Origin of the sequence: Erwinia sp. PPS120, from assembly GCF_047918655.1 — a bacterium.
GTDB lineage: Bacteria > Pseudomonadota > Gammaproteobacteria > Enterobacterales > Enterobacteriaceae > Erwinia > Erwinia tasmaniensis_A.
The window spans coordinates 1-325 of record NZ_JBLREF010000123.1 but is presented as its reverse complement, the minus strand read 5'-3'; the positions used below and the strand labels follow the sequence as shown (position 1 = coordinate 325).

Annotated in this window: 1 protein-coding gene; it reads left to right on the top strand. The window is 47.4% G+C overall.

What is annotated here, in order from left to right; all coding sequences use genetic code 11:
• The coding region (locus tag ACLRGG_RS21510; protein WP_416251588.1) for a hypothetical protein at positions 1-306 on the top strand (306 nt) is incomplete at its 5' end.
• Positions 307-325 lie beyond the last annotated feature (19 nt).

Genomic DNA, 325 nt, shown 5'->3' with positions numbered 1-325 from the left:
AGGAAAAAGGGGAAGAAAAGAGAGGGGGAAGAAGAAAAGAGGGGAGGAAAAAAAGGAAGGAAGGGGAAGGGGGGGAAAAAGAAAGGAGAAGGGAAGGGAGAGAAGAAAAGAAAGGAAGGAAGAAAGGGGGAAGAAAGGAGAGAGGAAAAAGAGGGAAGGGAAGGGAAAAAAAGAAGAGAGAAGGGGAGAGAAGGGGAAAGAAGAGAAAGGAAGGAGAAGGAGGGAAGGGGAGGAAAGAAAGAAGAGAAAAAGGAGGGGGAGGGAGAAAGGGAAAAGGAAGAAGAAAGGGGAGAGGGAGCGATATAATTGTACAGTGCGCTATGAC